We start from the raw sequence: 17509 nt of genomic DNA on the forward strand, positions 1-17509 counted from the left end.
CTCCACCCCGCGCCCAATCCCTCACCCCCCCCCCCCCAGCGCCCCCACCCACACCCCGCCGGGGGCACAGCCCCGGGGGGCGCGGGCCCCCCCCGCGCCCCCGGCCGCACCCACGACAAGGGAGCACGGCATGACAGAGCACTACTGGAACCAGGACCCGGCGGCGCCGGCGCCCCCGACCTGGCAGCAGACCCCGAGGGCGGTGCCGCCGCAGTTCGGCCGGCCCGGCTCCGCGGCCCCGCCCGCGCGCAACGGGTCGCCCGGCAGCCCGACGCCACCCGCCCCCGTCCCGTCCGCCGCGCCCGCGCCGACCGGGACCCGGCACCCGGCACCGGCCCCGCAGCCCTCGCGTCCACCGGGCCCGCGGGTGCGCGGACGCGTCCGGGTACTGCGTCACTGGCGACTGCTGTTGGCCGCGGTGCTGCCCTGCCTCGTGCTGGCCGGCGTCGGATGGTGGGCCTGGCCGGGCCGGCCGGCCCCTCTTCCGGCCCGCCTCGTCGCGGGGACGGTCCAGGCCGAGCTCCTCACCCCCGACGGCGTCAGCCGACTGGCCGGGGTGACGCTGGTCCAGGGCCCCTGGTCGGACGAGCCGCACGCCCCGGTGACGGTCTCCCCGGCGAACTGCGCCGTGGCAGCGGGCCCGGCGACCCGGTCGGTCTACGGCCGTGAATGGACCGCGTTCCTGTCGGCGACCTACCAGGACGCCGGGAACAGCGGCGCCTACACCGTCAACCAGGTCATCGGCGTCTTCCCGGACAACGCGAAGGCCGGCGCGGCCCTCCGGGCCCTCGCCACCGGTCTCGCCGGGTGCCCGTCCTCGACCCGCACCGACCAGGCCGGCCGCACCACGACGTGGGCCTACACGGCGTACCCGCCCACCCCGGCGGCCGTGGTGTGGACCGCGACCCAGAACGCCGGTACGGGATGGGCCTGTCACCACCAGGCGCGGCTGAAGGGCGCGGCGCTGGTCGAGGTCGCCGTCTGCGCGGCGGGCAACGGTCAGCCGACCGCCTCGAAGCTCGCCGACGCGCTCACCGGGAAGGTGACGGCATGACCGGGCGAGCACCGGAGCGGCCCGCCCGGCTGCGGCGGGGCGCACTGCGGCTCGCGGGCGTGCTGCTGGCGGCGGTCCTGGCGCCGATCACGCACCCGGCAGCGCGGGCGAACGCGGACAGCGGGACCGCGGCCGTCGCGACGCAGCCCGGCGCCGTCACCGCGCTGTCCGCCCCCGCGGACATCGCGGCCGCCTCGGCGGCGCTCGTCAAGGACGTCGAGGACTACAACCGGCAGGAGGCGGAGATAGCACGGCAGGCCAAGGACCTGGTCGCGGAGGCGGAGCAGCTCACCAAGGAGTCCGCGGCCTTCAACAAGGACGCCGACGCGTACAACGGCAAGGACGCCGCCGTCGGCAAGGAGATCGACGACTTCAACGCCCGCTCAAAGGCCCTGGAGGCCAAGATCTCGGCCCACAACGGCAAGCAGAGCACCTTCCGGCTGCCCGACGAGGCCGAGGCGGCCGCCGCCTACGGCGAGGAGGCGGACGAGCTCAACGCGGAGAAGTCCGAGCTCGACGCGGAGAAGAGCACCATCCAGGGTGAGAAGTCCCAACTCGACGCGGAGCAGGCCCGGCTCGACGGCGAGAAGCAACGGCTCTCCTCCGCCATGACCGCGCACAACCGGCAGGTGAGCACGCTGCAGCGCGACGAGCAGCAACTGCAGTCCCGGGGCCAGGAACTGCTCCAGCAGATGGCCGCCGCCATGCAGGGCCTCACCGACGATCCACCGGACGCGGCGGCGGCGATGGACGAGGGCGGCGACGCGGCCGGCCCGGCCCAGCAGTCCGACCGGTCGGCGGGGCAGGAAGTGGACCCCGCCGAGGGCGGTGACAGCGCGTCGAGGCTGCCGCAGCAGGCCGCACTCCAGGCGTACGCGAGGAGCACCGGCGCCACGGTCGACATGCGGCCGGGCACGGCCTTCCTCTCGCCCGGCGCCGTCCGGGCACTCCCCAACTCCCTGGCGGCACAGCTCACCAGCCCGGCCGTCAGCTACGACGGGCTGGTCCGCAACGGGAACGGGACGTACACGGCCCTCCAGGTTCAGACTCCCGGGGCCACCAGCCCGGCGCGAGCGGCCCTCGCTGCCTCCACCGGGCAGGGGAAGACCACCACGGTCACGATCCGCGGCAAGAAGTACGTCATCGCCAACGTCACGCCCGTCCCGGTCGCCGCGGCCCCCGCGCCGTCCGCCGGCAACTCGCCGTCCCCGTCGTCGGGTGGCAAGGCCGACTGCGTGGCCCATCCCGAGGGGGAGCGCAGCGGCGGCGGCTGGATCCTGTACACGGGGGAGAAGGTGGACCACATCAACAAGGAGACCCCGGTGCTGGGCCCGCCCGGCACCCGGGCCGGCGAAGCCCGGGCCTGCCTGACGGCCCCGTTGGGAACGGACGGAACGGAGGCCGGCGGCGACATCACCGGCTGGCTCGACGCGAAGGGGAAGGCCCCGCAGAACTCCCTCGCCCGCTGCCATCTGATTGCCCGTCAGGTCGGCGGGAAGGGCGACAGGGCGTACGGGACGAACCTCTTCCCGTGCTGGCAGCTCGGGGCGAACATCACCAGCTTCGGCATGCGGCCCTACGAGACGCTGGTGGCGAAGGCGGCCCAGGGGGTCGGAGCCTACGGGGGACTGCCCGCCGGAGCGGCGGTGTACTACGTGGTGACACCCCTCTACAAGGACGCCACCAGCACCATTCCGCGGGCCGTCACGATGACGGCCATGATTGAGCTGCCCAACGGCGCGTCCTGGCCGCTCTTCTTCCCGGACACCGTCGAGAACGTTCCGGACGGAGGCGGAGCCAACCTTGGCAACTGACCACCGGGGCTTCGAGGAGGGCGGCACGGCCCGCACCACCCCGCCACGGCCCGCCGACATCGCAGCGGTCTTCCCCCGACTGGCGCCACTGGCCCGCACGGCGACCCGGCTCCACCCGCGTCCCGGGTCGCCGTCCCGACAGGACAGCTCCGTCGGCGGACCACTGCTCTGGCCGGCCACCGAGCCCTGGCCGCACTGCGACGGCCCGCACCGGACGTCGCCCCTGCTGCCGCTGAGCTCCCCGAGCGAGGTGCGGCTGCAGCGGGAGATGCGGGCCGCGGCCCGGAACCGGCCTGCGGGCGGCCCGCCGCACATCCCACGGATGCGCGCCTCGATGTACGGGGCAGGGACGGCGGGGGACGGGACCGGCCGTCCCCCCGCCGGGCCGATCCCGCTGCTGGCCCTCGCCCAGCTGTACGTCCGCGACGTCCCGGCCCTCCGGCCGACCGGAGGGTCGGACCTCCTCCAGGTGCTGTGGTGCCCCTTCGACCACCGGCCGACGGGCCTGCCCAGAACCGAACTGGTCTGGCGGTCCGCCTCGGATGTCACCGAGATCCTCACCGCACCCCCGGAGCCCACAGCGGTCCAGTACGACGACTACGTGCCCGAGCCGTGCCTGGTCACCCCGGAACGGGTCACCGAGTACCCCGTGGCCGCGGAGCTGGACCCGGACCTGCGCGCCCGGCTCCGGGCCTGGAGCACCCGCCGGGAGCCCGGCGCGGAGGACACCTACTACGACCGGGAGTTGTCCGTGTCCCCGGGCTGGAAGGTCGGCGGCCATGCCCCCTGGAGCGCCACCGACCCCTTTCCGCTGCGCTGCTCCGCGTGCGGCAGCCGGATGCGGCCGATGCTGACCATCGCCTCCTACGAGTGGCAGCCGAACGGCCCGAGCTGGATCCCGTACCAGGACCGGGCCGCCGCCGCATCGTCGACCGGGTACCCCGCCCCGGCGACCCCCACCATGATCAGCCTGGCCGGCGGCTACCACCAGCAGATCTACACCTGCCCCGCGTCGCCGGAGCACCCGCACGCGGCGCTGCTGCAGTAGGGGGCCGGACGGTCACCGCGTGCCGCCAACGCCGGTCCGCCCTTCCCGTCGCCTTCACCTTCGTGGCATGGGCGAGCGGAGAATGCGCGGGCCGCGGTCGGCTCGGGGTTCGGCCGGGCGCCGTCCTCCCGAGCCCACCGCGGGCCCGAACCCCGACGGGGCTCAGCCCTCGATGCGGCGCCTGCTGAGCCAGGCGACCATCTCGGGGTCGTGGTGGTCGAAGAACAGGGTCGTGCCGGACTGGGACGCCGTCGCCGACCAGAACGTCGCCACCCTGCGCGCCGAGGTCGGCCGAGACCCCCACGACAAGGCGCTCTCCGACCTGATCGGCGAACTCTCCACCCGCGGCGGCAACGCCTTCGGCCAGCGGTGGGCCCGCCACGACGTCCGCCACCACCGCGCCGGTGCGAAACGCATCCACCACCCCTTGGTCGGCGACCTCACCTTCACCTACGAGACCACCCGGCTCACCGCCGACGACGGTCTCTACCTCGTCCTGTGCGCCGTCCGCCGGCAGCCGCGATGCCGAAGGCCTCGACCTCCTCGCCAGCCGGAACGCCTCCGCACCGAGGACCTCAACGTCCGGCACCTGACGGATCCATGGATCCGGGCCGAGCCGGGACAGCGAAGGGACCTCCGCCGGGGCCCTCTCGCCTTGCCGGCGCGTCCTCACCGCACGCAGTTGCGGAGCATGGCCACGAGCGGCGGCGAGTCGGGGTGCGGCTGCACCTCGTTGATCGCCCGGTAGCCCCATGACTCGTACCGGGCGAGGACCTTGCCGTCGCCCGCGGCGGGGTTGACCATCAGACTGACCTGGGGCTCGGTCCGGTGGCGGAGGAGCGCATCGTGGATCCGGCGGGCGAGGCCGGTCCCGCGCCAGGGCTCGCGGACGCCGATCTCCCTGAGCGCGAGGGTGGGGACGCGGGTGATGTGGTCCGGCAGCGGCCCGGCCATCCGGGTCCACCAGAGGTTGCCGGGCCCGACGGAGTTGCCGAAGGCGTAGCCGACGGCCTCGCCCTCGACGAAGCCGATGACGGCCTCGAACCCGGGCTCCGCCCCCTGCCGGTCGAGCCGCTCGGCGAACGCGTGCACGGCGTAGTTCGGCAGGTGCAGGAGCGGGGCCCGGACGTCCGCGTACACCTCGATCAGGGTGTCGCGTACGCCGGCGAGATCGGTGAAGTGCCGTGCGTCGAGAGGGACGGTCACGCGGAGGCCTCCGGGTGTCGTGGGCGTACTGCTGTCGGCTGCGCATCCCCGACGGCCGTGTGCCGCGCCGCCCGGGGCGGTCGCGGGCAGTGCTCGGGCAGGGTGAAGCAGACCTCGGTGCCGCCCTCCGGCGGCGTCTGCAGCCAGATCCTGCCGCCGTGCCGCTCGACCGTGCGCCGCACGATGGCCAGGCCGGCGCCGGAGCCGCCGCCCTTTTCGTACTGGCGGTGCAGGCGCCGGAAGTGGCCGAACACCTCGTCGCTCAGCTCCGCGGGGACGCCGATCCCGTTGTCGCGGACCACGACCACCTCCTGCGGGGCCCCGTCGGCGCCGTCCCGGCACTCCACGCCGATGAACACCGCGCGCGGCCCGTCCTCGCGCGCGTACTCGGCAGCGTTCACCAGCAGGTTGACCAGGACGTCCTGCAGCCGGTCGGGGTCGGTGGACACGGTGGGCAGGGCGCCGCGCGTGACGGTGACGCCGTGGTCGCCGAGCCGCTCGCCGGCGACGTCGAGGGCCTCGTCGAGGGCGGTGGCGAGCGGGGGCCGCACCCGGTTGAGGCCGACCTCGCTGACCTGAGCGCCCCCACGAACGGTGACCGCTCCGCGGCCCGGTGCTCCGCAGCGGTCGCCTCGCGGGACGGCGGAGAACCCGGCGGGCTGTTCTGCGGGGCCGGTCATCGGGTGCCTCCAAGCACGGGGATCGCCGTCGATCTTGACGGCGGGCAGCGGCGGCGTCAATCCGAGGCCCGCCCTGAGCGCCCCCTGGGACGCGGGGAGGCCGCCGGAAAGGTGGCAGGCTGTCGCATACTTGATCAGCAGCGGCGAAGACGGAGAGCGAAGATGACGGCAGACGCGGGGCACGGTGCCGTCGCACTGGCAGTGGCCTTGCGGGATGCCCATTTCCGACTGAAGGGGCTGGCCCGAGCCTGGGAAGAGGGCGCACTGGCCGGCCCGACATGCGGATGCGAGTCGCTGGGGCCGGTCTGGCAGTACTCGGACCGGCCGGACGAGGCCACCTACACCGACGGCCAGGCGATAGGCCTGGCGGGCAATCTGACGGTGATCCTCGAGCTGTCCATCGGATTCAGCCACGCCGGCACCGACATGCTGGCCGGCGTCTCGGTCGAGGACGACGGGGGGAACGTGGCGGAACTGCTGTCCACAGGACCGGAGGAGTTCCCCGCCACCACCGCGGACCTGGTCACCGCGATCGACCGATGCCTGGACAGCATGGAACGACTCGACGTCGCGGACGCGATCCGCTGAGTCGACCGCCCGCACGGCGGGCTTTCCGCATGCTGCCCGGCCGTGAGTGACGCGGGCTCACGCAGCACGCAGGGGAGTGGGCGCGGTCGGCCTCACCCTCTGGTACTGACGTGATCTCATGGGCGCAGCGGCCCTGCCGACGCGTTCCGGGCGAGCCGCAGGTCAGGGGCGCCGGCGCAGGGGTGGTGGTGGCGGTGACGGAGAGTGCGGGCATTGCCAGGTCGAGGGGTTCACACTCGGCGTTCTCCAGGGCCGCGGCCCCGGGTGTTCCTCGCTGATCGCCGGGTAGGCGGTGGGCGGCGCGTCCCAGCGGCGCGTGCGTCCGGCACGATCTCCGGCATCGGGAGGCTGGTATGACCGTCACCGCCGAGAGCAGCACCGCGGCAGCACTCTTCGCCCGGCGGTACCGGGTGCGTTCCGTGCTCGGCCGCGGTGGCGGCGCCGATGTGCTGCGGGCCGTGGACGAGCGGCTGAACCGGCCGGTGGCGCTCAAGGTCTTCCGTCCCGGGGCGAGTGCGGACACCGCGCGGCGCTTCGGGACGGAGGCGCGGCTGCTGGCCCGGCTGCGCCACCCGGGCCTGATCGAGGTCTACGACTACGGGATCGTCGCCGGACGTCCCTACCTCGCTCTGGAGCTGGTGGAGGGCCCTACGTTGGCGGCGATGCTGCAGGTCGCGCCGTTGCCGACGCCCGACGTCCGCCGGCTGGGTCACGACCTGGCGCAGGCCCTGGCCTTCATCCACACCCACGGTGTCGTCCACCGGGACGTCAAACCGTCCAACGTGCTGGTCGACGCCGACGGCCGGGCGCGGCTGGCGGACTTCGGCGCCGCCCGGCTGCTCGACCGGTGCCGGGTGCCCGACGACGAAACGCTCACTGGCACCGGCCTGGTCGTCGGTACCCCGGCCTACCTCGCCCCGGAGCAGATCCGCGGCCAAGGCGCCCTGGCACCGGCCGACGTCTACACCCTGGGTCTGCTCTTGATCGAGTGCCTGACCGGCATTCGGGAGTACACCGGCGCCCCGATCGAGGCCGCCGCGGCCCGGCTCCACCGCCCGCCCGCCATCCCGTCCTCGCTGCCTGCGGGTCTGGCGGCGACCCTGCGCCGGATGACCGCCATGGATCCGGCCCGCCGCCCGGACGCGGCGGACTGCGCCCGGCTGCTCGTCACTCCCGAACCGGTGGTGGCCGCAGCCCGGTCCGACCGGAGGCCACCGAGGTGGTCGGCGCGTTCACGGCCGCTCCTGGCGGTGGCGTCCTTCCTCGCCCTTGCCGTGCTGGGCGGCAGTGGTGCCTTCGGCGACGCGCCGCGGTCCGCACCGCGACCCGGTGCGGTGCCTGCCGCGCATCCGGTGATCGACGCGCGGGCGGACCGCCGAGCACGCCTCCCCGGCCGCCGACCCCGGCAGTGGGCACCGACGCGCGGGCGGTCACCCTGGCGTCCGCTGCCGCACCCGGGCGCTCCTCCGGTGCGGACGGGGACACCGACGACAGGCCGGGGAGAAAGGGCCGGACGCACGGCCGACACGCGAAGAAGCCGTAAGAACACGCCCGACCCGCAGCTCAGGCAGTGGCACGGCGGGTGGTCCGCTTGGCAGGTGCCGCCTTCTTGGCGCCCGGCGCGGTCCTCTTCGCGGTGGTGGTCTTCTTCGCTGGTGCGGTCGTCTTCTTCGCGGTTGTCTTCTTCGCGGCCGTCGTCTTCTTCACGGGTGCCGTCGACTTCTTCGCCGCCGCGGCGGTCTTCCGTGTGGTGGCCTTCTTGGCTGGTGCCGCCGTCTTCTTGACCGTGGCGGTCACGGCCGTCCTCGCCGCGGCCTTCGTGGCGGTGGCCTTCTTGGCCGTGGTCCTCTTCGCGGCGACCGGCGCGCCGGGGGCAGCGGCGGTGGTGGTGCGCTTGGCCGGGGCCCGCTTGCGCGCGGGTGCGACGACGGCCGTCTTCCCTGCGGTGAGGGAGCCCTTGGGGGCCTTGGCGGTGGCGGGGCCGGCCTTCGGCAGTTTCTTCGCGCCGGACACCAGGTCCTTGAAGCCCTGGCCCGGGCGGAAGCGCGGCACGTTCGTCCTCTTGACCCGCACGCGCTCGCCGGTCTGCGGGTTGCGGGCGTAGCGGCCGGCGCGCTCCACCTTCTCCAGTGTGCCGAACCCCGTGACCTGCACCCGCTCCCCGGCCACGACCGCGCGGACCATGGCGTCGAGGACCGCGTCCACGGCGTCCTCGGCGGCGGTGCGGCTGCCGAGCTGCCCGGCGACTGCCTCGACGAGTTGTCCCTTGTTCATGACGACGACTCCGAACACGTTTTGGACAATTGTGGTATTTCATCCTCAACATAGATGCTGTCGGGGCATCCCGCCTGCCCGGGATCGCCGTGCCTGCCCAACGTGCGGTTGAGAGGCGCACCGTTGGCGGTGCGGGTGCGGTCCGCGGCGGCGGTCGTCCGGGACCGTCCGGGTCGAATCCCCTGTACAGCGCCGGGGGTTGGGCAGGGCTTCGGCTACGCGGGCCGGCCGGCGGCCTCGGGACCGATCGGCCGGGTGAGGAAGTGCTGTCGCACCCGGTCGGTGACGACCCGCCGCAGGGTCGGCTGCACGACCTCGCAGGTCGGGATCACGTCCCACCGCTTGTAGGGCCACCACCGCTCGTGCGCGGCCAGCAGCATCCGCTCGCCGCCCGCGGTGTCGCCCTCGACGGCGTACCAGCCGGCGAGCCACAGGCGGAGGTAGTACTGCTCCGGGAGCTCACCGGACTCGACCAGGCCGCGGCCGCGGGCGAAGTCGTTGGTCTTGGCGATCGCCTCCCAGGCGACTCGTTTCTCGCGGGGCTCCAGGGCCGCGAAGTCGCGGTCCAGCAGCCACTCGCCGATCACGTCCTCCCGGGGCACGATCGGCCCTCCCCAGTCGTAGTGGCACGGCAGGAAGTGCTCCACCGGCCGGAGGTCGAGCTGTTCGGCCAGCCAGAGCAGCTCCTCCCGCAGGATCCGGCCCTCCGGAACGTGGTCGGCGGCGGCCCGCAGCCGGGGTTGTGCGGGCACGCCCGCGTACAGCTGGGCGACCAGGAACCCCTCGGCGAACGGCATGTCCTGGTCGCACAGGTGCCCGCCCCCGGGTCCCTGGCGTTCGATCAGCAGCTCGGCCAGCTCGCCTGCCTCCGCGAAGCGGTCCTCCCAGCAGAGGATCTGGATGGCCGCCGCTCCGGCCTCCCACGCCGGGTCGGGCCGGGCAGCGGGATCGGTCGCCAGCGCGAGCAGTTCGGGGAGCATCTCGCGGTGTCCACCGTGCCGCGCCCGGGAGGTCAGGCGTTCTGCGGACGTCACCCCGCCACCTGAGAGAACTCGCGCACCTGCACGTCCGGCTCGCCGCGCCGCAGCAGGCCGAGCAGGTCGTCGAACTGGACCTCGTGGTGCTGCACGGTGCACCCGCCGTGCCGGCCGCGGAAGATCTCGGCCGCGCGGAGGACCAGGTCGGCGCACCACGGGGTGGAGTAGCCGATCCGCAGCGGACCGGTGATGCCGCGTGCCTCGGCGACGGCCCGGTCGAGCGCCTGCTGGATCTGCAGCCGCGCGGGCAGCAGGTCGTTGCGCAGTTGCGAGCCGAGCGCGGTGAGGCGGACCGTCCGGGAGGTGCGTTCGAACAGCGGTGCGCCGATGCGCCGTTCCTGCTTCTTGATGGCGTGGCTGACCCAGGGCGGCGTGATGTGCAGCCGCTCCGCGGTGCGTCCGAAGTGCAGTTCCTCGGCCAGCGCCAGGAAGATCTCGATGTCCCGCAGTTCCATGCCCCCTCCTGATCATGAACCTAGCGGTCAACGGTGCGGTGACACAACGCGCATCGATGACCGCCCGGGCAACGCAGCCTTGCCGGGCTCGCCGTTGTTCGCCCCATGACGCCCCGTCAGGCGGGGAGTCGGCGCCCCGGGGGGGTCGCGGCACCGGCGGCCGTGGCCTGCCCGGTGCGCACCGCACGACCGCGGGTCCCGGGGACGCGTCGCTCGGACGCAACGTCGAAGGCAAGGAGATCCATGATGGGACGGCGCAACGGCGGCTTCTCCGCGGCAGGGCTGCGCAGGATCCGTGACGTGCTGGAACGGCACGTTGGGTCGGGGGGATCCCCGGACTCGTCGCCCTGGTCGGCCGTGGGGACGAGACGCACGTCGAGGCACTCGGGACGATGCAGCACGGCGGTGGCGCGCCGATGCGCCGGGACACGCTGTTCCGGATGGCCTCCACGTCCAAGCCGATCACCATGGCCGCGGCGACGGTCCTGCTGGACGAGTGCCGGCTGCGCCTGGACGACCTGGTAGAGCCCTGGCTGCCCGAGCTCGCGGACCGCCGGGTGCTGAAGCGGATCGACGGCCCGCTGGACGACACCGTGCCCGCCAGGCGGCCGATCACCGTGCGGGACGTGCTGACCTCGACGTTCGGGCTCGGCATGGATATGACCGTGCTGGACACCCCGATCATGGGTGCGGTCTTCGAGCGGGGGCTCACGCCCGACCTGCCGACCCCCATGCCCGAGCCGGACGAGTGGATGCGCCGCCTCGGCGAGCTCCCGCTGATGCACCAGCCCGGCGAGCGCCGGCAGTACCACATCGCCGGCGACCTCCTCGGCGTCCTCGTCGCCAGGGTCACCGGCCGGTCCTTCGAGTCCTTCCTGGGCGAACGCGTCCTCGACCCGCTGGGCCTGGCGGACACCGGCTTCCACATATCCGCCGACAAGGCCGACCGGCTGCCGACCCTCTACGCCCCCGACCCGCAGACCGGGGAGTTCCACGTGTGGGACGAGTCGGCGGACGGGCGGTGGAGCAAGCCCCGGCATTCCCCGGCGGCGGTGGCGGACCGGTGTCCATCGCGGACGACTACCACGCCTACTTCCGGATGCTGCTGAACGGCGGCCGCCACGGGGGCGAGCGGATCCTGTCCCGGCCCGCCGTCGAACTGATGACCACCAACCGCCTCACCCCCGAGCAGAACGCCGCCCGCACCGCCATGGCCCGCGACAACGTCCACGTCTCGTACGGCCAGGGCCAGCACGGAGGATGGGGACTCGGCATGGCGGTGCGCACCTACCGCGGCGACCACGCGCCCGTCGGCCAGTTCGGCTGGGACGGCGGAAGCGGCACCTCGACCTACGCCGCCCCGCACCACGGGGTGACCGGGATCCTGCTCACCCAGGTCGGCATGTCGGTCCCCGATGCGGCCCGCCTCATCCACGACTTCTGGACCACCGTCTACCAGGCCGTCGACGACTGACACCGGCCCGCCGGAATCGCTGGTCGGGCGGAACCGAACGGTGCTCGGCCGCGTGCTGTGAGTGGGCCGGCCCACCGCGGGCGGCCGTTCGTCGTTCGGGAGAGTTCCTTTGAAGATCCGTCACATGACCGTGGTCGGCCTGCTGGCCGTCGGAGCGTTCGCGATGACCGCCTGTGGGTCCGACACGAGTCCGGCGGCGGCCCCGGCGGGCTCTGCCGCTGCGGCGCCCGCCTCCGCGACCCGGGCCGGTGCGCCGGTGGCCGGCGGCAAGCCGACCCTGACGAACGTCCCGAAGGATCCGGTGTGCGGCGGCTCGGGGCCGGGAGCCGATGTGACCGCCAAGCTGATCGAGCTGCACGAGAGCGGTTCCCGGCACTCCGGGCTCATCCAGGTGACCAACACCCTGCCGTACTCCTGCAAGCTGTACGGGCCCGCCGATCTGCGGACAGACGGCGCGGGCGGCTCGTACACCAAGCTCACCACCGGTGTGCTGGGCTCCTTGCGGTTCATCACCACCAGGGCGGAGTCGATGGTGATCAATCCGGGGGAGTCGCTCTACCACGCCGTCAGCTGGGTGTCGGCCTCGCCGACCGGCTCCGATGCGGACTGCACCAGCGGGTCCCGGCTCGTCCTCTCCCGCAACGAGGGCAAGCTCTTCCTGGCCGTCCCGGTCAAGGACGGGCGCTTCTGCGCAGTCGGCGGCAGCGGCTCGCCGCAGGTCATGCTCGGTGCGCAGCTGTCCGTGATCGACCAGGCGCGGGCGCAGCTGCCGGGCCTGCCCACGCGGTAGCCGCCGGCCCGGCGGCCCTCGTCGGGCGGAACCGGTCCCGGCGGCGGCTACGCCGTGGCCGTACCCGGGTACGTCAACCCGGCCGTGGGCGTCCTTGCCCTCAACGCCGCCGCCTGGGGCATCCTCGCGGCGCGGCGGCCGAACGGACGGCCCGTGGGCAGGCGCCCACCCGAACGGCGCCGGACTCCCGATCGGCCCGCTGACCGCACCCCGGCCGTCCGGCCGCGGCCGTCCTGTCCGGCGCCCAGGCAGGTGCCGGGGCGCCGGGCGGACCGTGCGACGGGGTGTCCTGCACCTACGGCAGAACTCCTCGAAGGCGGCGGTGAGGTCGTCGGCCACGCTACGGGCGTCGCGGCCCTCGATCCGGTGGCGCGGGATGAAGTAGACCGTCCGCCGCCGGCCGGTCGCCGAGAACGGCGACATCGTGGCCGCGATGATCGACGGCGAGGCCACCGTCGAGCGCCTCAAGCGCGAGGGCGGCAAGATCTGGCTGATGCCGCACAACCCGGCGTACGACCCGATCCCGGGCGACAACGCCACCATCCTCGGCAAGGTCGTCGCGGTCATGCGCCGACTCTGACTCCGCGGCCCCGCCCCGCTCCTGACGGGCCGGGGACGGTCGGGTGAATTCGGACGGGCTGCCGCCCCCACCGGCCTACCCGCCCGTGTCTCCGGGCGTGCAGACGTGCAGGCTGGAGAAACGCGGCCCCGCTTGCGGACCCCCGAGCGCGGCGGGGCCCCGACCATTCCGCGCGCGCCGGCTGCCGCCCAGGTCGGACGACGTCCGCCTGCCCGAGCCTGTCGCCGCTTCCTGGCCGAGCTGGCCGCGGCCCCGCCGTCGTCCGGCTGGGCGGCGAACTCGCCGCGCCCCTGGCTCTCCCCAGGCCACCTCCCGGGGCAGCCCGTGTCCGGCAGCGTCCTCGGCGACGCCTGGCCAGCCACCACATTCCCGTCCGACCTTCCCGCACGACCGCGCTGGTCCAGCTTGCCCAGGACCTGCGGCCCGCTGCGCTCGCCTCCTTGCTCGGACTCCACGTCGTCACCGCCGAGCAGTGGTGAAGAGGTGGTCCATGCACGGGCCGTGGACCTGCTGGGACTTCGGCACTGCGACGGCGTAGGAGAGAGGAGCTTGTTCGAGGAAGCGGCGGAAGTGGGAAGGACCAACCGTCCCAGTATTGAGCTGTCCAAGATCCGGGGAACTTCACCGGTGGGATCTCGCGGATGCACGGCGGTTGCCCCGGGCTGCCGAACCCGCGGACGGCCAGCGCGGTGAGGCCCTGCTCGGCGAGGAGTCGGGCGGGCCGGCGGCCCACGCGGCCGCCCGATCCAACCAGCACCACGACGCCGGTCGTGCTGCCTGCGGCCGGCTCGATCGGCACAGGCTCCCGAGGCGGTGTCGGCTCGTGCTCGATGTTGTCCAACGCTCGTCGCCTCCCTGGTGGAGCCCCATGCACCTGCCTCGCCGTCCAGGCTCTATAAGTCGCTAGACTACTTATCTCGTTCGCTTGAGTATCCGTTGACGACCGGCTATACATACTCGGTATGCAAAAAGTTCCACTGCTTCGAGGGGGAGCCGTGTCTGAATCGGATGCGCAGGCCGTCCTGCGCCTGGAGAGGGTCGGCCGGGTGCACGGCGGTGGCGCGGGGGAGGTGTCCGCGTTGCGCGAGGTGGATCTCACCGTGCGTGCGGGCGAGTTCGTCGCGGTGATGGGGCCGTCCGGCTCGGGGAAGTCGACGCTGCTGGCGCTGGCCGGCGGGCTGGACCGGCCCACCACCGGGCGGGTGCTGGTCGAGGGGGTGCCCCTGGACGGGCTGAGCCGGCGCCGGCTCGCCGACGTGCGGCGCCGCTCGGTGGGATACGTGTTCCAGGACTACAACCTCGTCCCGGCCCTGACCGCCGCCGAGAACACCGCACTGCCAAGGGAGTTGGACGGGGCCTCGGCCCGCACCGCCCGGCGGGAGGCGCTGGCGGCATTGACCGAACTCGGCATCGCCGACCTGGCGGACCGCTACCCCGACGCCATGTCGGGCGGCCAGCAGCAGCGGGTGGCGATCGCCCGCGCCCTGATCGGCGAACGCCGACTGGTCCTGGCGGACGAGCCGACCGGCGCGCTGGACTCCGCGACCGGCGACGCCGTCCTGGAGGTCCTGCGCGGACGCTGCGACGCCGGGGCGGCGGCGGTGATGGTCACCCACGACCCGGCACACGCCGCCTGGGCGGACCGGGTGGTCTTCCTGCGCGACGGCCGGATCACCGACGAATCGGTGCAGCCGCGGATCGAGGCCCTCCGATGAGCGCCGGATCGTGGCGGGCCGCGCTGCGGATCGCCCGCCGGGACGCGTGGCGGGCCAAGGGTCGCAGCGCCCTGGTACTGGCCATGGTGGCGCTGCCGGTGCTCGGTGTCGCCGGCGCCGATGTGGTCCACCGCAGCGGGCAGTTGACCGCCGCCGAACGCTCCGACCGGCTGATGGGCCGGGCGGACGCCCTGATCGGGGCGTACGCGCCCGGCCGGGCCGTCGAGCAGGCGGTCTTCCCCGACGACGGGGTCCGCACCCTGCCGCAACCGGCCGGCGCAGGGCAGGTGCCCGCGCCGGACGGCGAACCCACAGCGCTGCTGGCCACGTTGCTGCCGTCCGGCAGCACCCTGGTGCCGGCCCGTACCGGACCGGTGACCGGGGTGCACACCCCGGAGGGCCTGATGCCGGCCGGAACCTTCGAGGCCGACCTGACCGGCCCGCTCTGGCAGGGCCGGCTGAACCTGGTGGCGGGCCGCGCGCCCGCCGCCCCGCGAGAGGCCGCCGCGACCCGGGAGTTCCTTGCCGAGAGCGGACTGCACCTCGGCGACCCGGTCACCCTCCAGGGTCTCGAGTCCGCGCCGCTCACCCTGACCGGCACCGTGGAGGACCCGGGCGACCTGCGGAAGGTCGAACTCGTCGCCCGGCCGGACACACTGTACGGGGCGCTGGACGCCGCCCAGTCCGCCGCCGGGCTCGCACCGCTGGGCAACGGGGCGCAGGAGGCCGCCGCCCGCAAGGCCGCCTGGCTGGTCCACCTGCCCGCCGGAGCCACCCTCGACTGGGACCGGGTACGGGAGTTCAACCGCCACGGCTACACGGTGGCCGCCCGGCAGGTGGCTCTGCACCCGCCCGCCGCAGCGATGGAGCGCCAGGAGGCGTTCGGCACCGCCGACCAGCGCGAGCGCACCGTGATGGCCGCGGCCACCACGGCCGCCCTGGCGCTGCTGGAGGTCGCGCTGCTGGCCGGACCCGCGTTCGCGATCGGCGCCCGGCAGGCCAGGCGCCAACTCGCCCTGCTCGGTGCAGCGGGCGGACGGCCCGGGCACGTCCGCGCGGTGGTGCTGGCCGGCGGCGTCGTCGTCGGTGCGGCCGGGGCCGCGCTCGGCACCACCCTCGGCTGCGCGGCCGTCGCGCTGTTGCGCCCCTGGATCGAGCAGGCCGGCGGCAGCCGCTTCGGGCACCTGGCCCTGCGCCCGACAGACCTGCTGCTGATCGCCGCCACCGGTTTCGCCACCGCCCTCCTGGCGGCCCTGCTGCCCTCCGTCCAGGCCGGCCGCCGCGACGTGCTCGCCGCCCTGACCGGCCGCGACTCCGTCCGCCCGGCGGGGCGGTGGGTGCCGCTGCTCGGCGCGGCCACCGTGGCCGCGGGCACCGGACTCGCCCTGTACGGGGCCGTCGCCGGACAGGTCGGCGGGCCGCCCGTGGTCGCCGGACTGTCCGTGCGCACCCTGTCGGTGCTGGGCGGCGCGGTCACCGCCGAACTCGGGCTGCTGTTGCTCACCCCACTGCTGCTGGCCCTGTGCGGCCGTCTCGCCGGCCGGCTTCCGCTCGGCGCCCGACTCGCCCTGCGCGACACCGCCCGGCACCGTTCCCGCACCGCCCCCGCCGTCGCCGCAGTCCTCGCCGCCGTCGCCGGTGCGGTCGCCGTCGGTGTGTACACCACCGGGTCCGAGGCCCAGGATCGGGCGGCCTACCAGCTCCGGCGACCGGTCGACTCCGTCCAACTGGAGACGTACGGCGATGGGGCCGCGCTGCCGCAGCTTCGCACCGCGCTCGCCCAGGACCTGCCGGACCTCGGCGAACGCGCCGACCTCTACCAGGCCGAGTACGTCTTCTGCCCGGACTGCCGGGCCACCGTCTACGCCGAGGGCGGCCAACGCTACGGACGGACCGTCACCACCCCGTTGCTGGTCGGCGACGCAGCGGTCCTGCACAACCTGCTCGCCCTGCACGACCCGGCCGCCGAGGCCGCACTCGCCGCCGGCAAGGCCGTCGTCACCGACCCCGCCTACCTGCACGACGGTCGGGTGCTGCTGCAGATGCAGGGCGCCGGCGGCGCGGTACGGCAGGAGAGTGTGGACGGCGTCCTCGTCGAACGGCCCGCCGACCGCCGCTACGCGCCGCTGGTCGTCGGCGCGCAGACCGTCCAGCGGTTGGGCGGCCTGTCGGTGGAGCCCACCGGATCAATCTGGCTGCCCGCCACCCAAACCCCCGAGAAGGCCGAACGACGGGCCGCCGCCACCGTCGCCCGGCTCGCCCCGCACGCCACCCTCGAGGTGGAACGCGGCTACCGGCCGGCCAGCAGCCTCATCGGAGTGGCACTGAGCGCCTTCGCCGCCGTGGTGGTCCTCGGTGCGGCCGTGGTCGCCACCGCCCTCGCCGCGGCCGACGCCCGCCGCGACCGGGCCGTGCTCACCGCGATCGGCGCTCGACCACGCACCCGGCGCACCCTGGCAGGACTCCAGGCCGGCCTGATCGCCCTGCTCGGCGCCCTGCTCGGCACCGCCGCCGGCGCCGTCCCGGCCTTCGCCCTGCTGCGCTCGCGCGCCGCCGGACAGCCGGGCGCACCGGCGGTCCACCTCGCCAACGCGCCCTGGCCGACCATCACCCTGCTCGCCGTGGCCCTGCCGCTGCTGGCCGCCCTGCTCGGCGCCGCCCGCCGGGACCACACCGGCCCCTGGCGCGGATAGCCCGCAACCCGACCGGCCCGGGGGCCCCGGGGGGGGGCGGGCGGCCGGGGCGGCCCCCCCAGGCGCCCCCAAGCACGGGCGGCGGGGGGGGGGGTGTATCT

At 74.4% G+C, this 17509-nt stretch carries 14 protein-coding genes and 2 pseudogenes; 11 read left to right on the top strand and 5 right to left on the bottom strand.

Translation table 11 applies throughout. The annotated features are described in order from the left end of the window. Window positions 1-130 precede the first annotated feature (130 nt). The 4 genes from ACFV0G_RS04670 to ACFV0G_RS04685 all read left to right on the top strand — a co-directional run bounded on the left by ACFV0G_RS04670 (window position 131) and on the right by ACFV0G_RS04685 (window position 4664). A complete protein-coding gene (locus tag ACFV0G_RS04670; protein ID WP_380541551.1) occupies window positions 131-1054 on the top strand; it encodes a sensor domain-containing protein in 924 nt (307 codons plus the stop codon). Beyond that, window positions 1051-2868: a hypothetical protein gene (locus ACFV0G_RS04675; RefSeq protein WP_380541554.1), complete on the top strand. Its 1818-nt coding sequence runs from the start codon at window positions 1051-1053 to the stop codon at window positions 2866-2868. The genes ACFV0G_RS04670 and ACFV0G_RS04675 overlap by 4 nt, the downstream gene beginning before the upstream one ends. Further along, on the top strand, window positions 2858-3916 hold the full coding sequence (locus tag ACFV0G_RS04680; protein WP_380541557.1) for a hypothetical protein: 1059 nt from the start codon (window positions 2858-2860) through the stop codon (window positions 3914-3916). Before ACFV0G_RS04675 ends, ACFV0G_RS04680 begins: the two co-directional genes overlap by 11 nt. Window positions 3917-4148: 232 nt before the next feature. Then, window positions 4149-4664, top strand: a complete 516-nt coding sequence (locus ACFV0G_RS04685) for a hypothetical protein (RefSeq protein ID WP_380541560.1) — start codon at window positions 4149-4151, stop codon at window positions 4662-4664. Here the strand turns inward: ACFV0G_RS04685 and ACFV0G_RS04690 are convergent. Together ACFV0G_RS04690 and ACFV0G_RS04695 are read right to left on the bottom strand one after the other, a co-directional pair. Then, window positions 4586-5122 carry a GNAT family N-acetyltransferase gene (locus tag ACFV0G_RS04690; RefSeq protein WP_380541563.1) on the bottom strand — a complete coding sequence of 179 codons (537 nt, stop codon included), beginning with the start codon at window positions 5120-5122 and terminating at the stop codon, window positions 4586-4588. The genes ACFV0G_RS04685 and ACFV0G_RS04690 overlap by 79 nt on opposite strands. Continuing rightward, entirely contained in the window at window positions 5119-5802 is a 684-nt protein-coding gene (locus tag ACFV0G_RS04695) for an ATP-binding protein (protein ID WP_380541567.1), read from the bottom strand. Before ACFV0G_RS04695 ends, ACFV0G_RS04690 begins: the two co-directional genes overlap by 4 nt. 162 nt (window positions 5803-5964) lie before the next feature. On the opposite strand from ACFV0G_RS04695, the gene ACFV0G_RS04700 reads away from it, so the two are divergent. Both ACFV0G_RS04700 and ACFV0G_RS04705 read left to right on the top strand, forming a co-directional pair. Further along, entirely contained in the window at window positions 5965-6390 is a 426-nt protein-coding gene (locus tag ACFV0G_RS04700; protein ID WP_380541571.1) for a hypothetical protein, read from the top strand. Between the two features lie 353 nt (window positions 6391-6743). Then, a pseudogene (locus ACFV0G_RS04705) lies at window positions 6744-7538 on the top strand (serine/threonine-protein kinase); the annotation flags it as partial. 415 nt (window positions 7539-7953) lie between these two features. Here ACFV0G_RS04705 and ACFV0G_RS04710 read toward each other — a convergent pair. The 3 genes from ACFV0G_RS04710 to ACFV0G_RS04720 all read right to left on the bottom strand — a co-directional run bounded on the left by ACFV0G_RS04710 (window position 7954) and on the right by ACFV0G_RS04720 (window position 10156). After that, window positions 7954-8664: an HU family DNA-binding protein gene (locus ACFV0G_RS04710; RefSeq protein WP_380541595.1), complete on the bottom strand. Its 711-nt coding sequence runs from the start codon at window positions 8662-8664 to the stop codon at window positions 7954-7956. A gap of 215 nt (window positions 8665-8879) precedes the next feature. Next, entirely contained in the window at window positions 8880-9698 is an 819-nt protein-coding gene (locus ACFV0G_RS04715; protein WP_380541574.1) for a hypothetical protein, read from the bottom strand. Then, window positions 9695-10156, bottom strand: coding sequence for a LysR family transcriptional regulator (locus tag ACFV0G_RS04720; RefSeq protein ID WP_380541577.1), 462 nt, complete (start codon window positions 10154-10156; stop codon window positions 9695-9697). The genes ACFV0G_RS04715 and ACFV0G_RS04720 overlap by 4 nt, the downstream gene beginning before the upstream one ends. Window positions 10157-10402: 246 nt before the next feature. On the opposite strand from ACFV0G_RS04720, the pseudogene ACFV0G_RS04725 reads away from it, so the two are divergent. The 5 genes and pseudogenes from ACFV0G_RS04725 (at window position 10403) to ACFV0G_RS04745 (ending at window position 17408) form a co-directional block, all read left to right on the top strand. Beyond that, window positions 10403-11630, top strand: a pseudogene (locus ACFV0G_RS04725) (serine hydrolase domain-containing protein). Between the two features lie 109 nt (window positions 11631-11739). Continuing rightward, complete coding sequence (locus ACFV0G_RS04730; RefSeq protein WP_380541580.1) at window positions 11740-12420, top strand: hypothetical protein; 681 nt, start codon at window positions 11740-11742, stop codon at window positions 12418-12420. A 433-nt stretch (window positions 12421-12853) separates the two neighbouring features. Next, on the top strand, window positions 12854-13000 hold the full coding sequence (locus tag ACFV0G_RS04735; RefSeq protein WP_380541583.1) for a LexA family protein: 147 nt from the start codon (window positions 12854-12856) through the stop codon (window positions 12998-13000). Between the two features lie 995 nt (window positions 13001-13995). Further along, on the top strand, window positions 13996-14715 hold the full coding sequence (locus ACFV0G_RS04740; protein ID WP_380541586.1) for an ABC transporter ATP-binding protein: 720 nt from the start codon (window positions 13996-13998) through the stop codon (window positions 14713-14715). Beyond that, window positions 14712-17408: an FtsX-like permease family protein gene (locus ACFV0G_RS04745; protein ID WP_380541589.1), complete on the top strand. Its 2697-nt coding sequence runs from the start codon at window positions 14712-14714 to the stop codon at window positions 17406-17408. The genes ACFV0G_RS04740 and ACFV0G_RS04745 overlap by 4 nt, the downstream gene beginning before the upstream one ends. Window positions 17409-17509: the final 101 nt, after the last annotated feature.

It is taken from the genome of Kitasatospora sp. NPDC059571, assembly GCF_042735675.1.
Taxonomy (GTDB): Bacteria; Actinomycetota; Actinomycetes; order Streptomycetales; family Streptomycetaceae; genus Kitasatospora.